General features: G+C 34.0%; 1 protein-coding gene. It reads right to left on the bottom strand.

Annotated elements, in window-relative coordinates; genetic code table 11:
- Positions 1-210: 210 nt before the first annotated feature.
- Positions 211-1,341 (bottom strand): hypothetical protein, encoded by a 1,131-nt coding sequence (locus tag QNI15_RS38775; protein ID WP_314037580.1) that lies wholly within the window; start codon positions 1,339-1,341, stop codon positions 211-213.
- Between the last annotated feature and the right edge of the window lie 260 nt (positions 1,342-1,601).

Raw genomic sequence — 1,601 nt, 5'->3', positions numbered from 1 at the left:
GGCAAAAAGAAGAGTTGTCTTACAACTCAGAGAACTTATAACCACTATCATGATCACACTGGCGGGTGGAGATCCCAACAAAGTCTTTAAAACGTAAGGGGTCGGAATTTCTTCCGACCACCACTGCATTCATTACCACTTTTTAATATCAGGAATTGTGGGAACAGGTGCATTACAGATGAAGCCTTTACCTGCTTCATTGTATTGTTATTATTTATGACCTTTCTCGATTGCTTCTTTTAAAAGAGTCATGTCTGTTGTTCTAATGCACTCATTTCCCATAAGGAAGCGAAAATCTGTATAAATAATTTTCCCACTTTGGCTGTTGATTATTGCTACAATTTTAGCACTAGTTACAATATGAGAGAGATAATAAATAGACTTGGCTGGGTCCATAATTTTTTTTACCAATATATCCTCACTTACAATTTGATATGGATAGGGATAGGCTGCAAGTATTTTTTTTATTTCATTTTCAGATACTTGTTTATATATCATCGTATCTTTTTTGGGCTTATCAGGTACCAAAAGAGCATACTCTGGAATAAACAATGTATCCTTTTTGAGTTTGGATAACTCACTCACATCCATATCTTCCTGACGAAACGCTCGTGTTGTACCATTTTGTACATGATTATTCACAACAGAAAAATAGGCTTTCAGATCTGGTAGAGTCCAGTTATGAAAAGAGCCATGATTATACAAATAGTCAAAGTAGTTGTCTGTTGCGGGTATTTTCTTCTCCTTAATCAGTTCCTTATTAGCCTTTATTTTATAAGATAAATCAATTACCTCATTTCCTAAAACATTATAAGAGCCAGCCTTAGTTGCATAAGAGCCAAAACTAGCTGTAAGAGGAAAACCATAAATGGGAGCATACGGCATAGTACCCCCTGTAGATAAACACACCCAGGCAAAACTTTTTCTAGGTATTTTTTCCTCTGATTTATTTATCCAGAAATCCAGAAATAAATACCACACAGGCATTTTTTGTCCACCTGAAATAGTGCTACTCCCATCGATAAATGTAGTAAGAGTTGCGTATGAGTAGTTAGGCTCATTCAAATACTTCTCTATTTGCGAAAAAGGAACTAATTTCAACGGAGTAACATTCCATGAAGATTTTAGGGCTTTTTCTAACTGGGGTAGAATACTCTCATCAGCTGATTTGTAAAAAAAGATCAGTGTGGAAGATCTTATGGCCTTTAACTCTTCTTCTGTAAGATTATTTTTTTTCTCTTTTCCAAGAAAAAATGATTTTTGGAAACCAACCGATACTTGACCATAGGTAATAGATTGTAAAAATAAAAACAGAATACAATATGGTAAAAGTTTAATCATGGATAGTTGGAATGAATAGGATACTTTTTTACAAAATTATCTATAGCTGTGCTTTTTTATAAATCTATTTTTAGATAGATCATACATTCATGTATTTTACAATGTCGATCAGTGAACGCATATTCTTTATGTTTACTCTACCCGAGGAAAAGTAGCAATAGAAAACAAAAAGGTTGAAATTTGGAGCGACCAAGCCACCAAACCAACCTTTGAGGATGAAAACAATCATCAGTGAGCAAGTTATTAAAATTTTAGACAAA

Source organism: Xanthocytophaga flava (assembly GCF_030068545.1).
GTDB lineage: Bacteria > Bacteroidota > Bacteroidia > Cytophagales > 172606-1 > Xanthocytophaga > Xanthocytophaga flava.
Note: the sequence above shows the minus strand (reverse complement) of the source record. Positions and strands in the feature narration are given on the sequence as shown.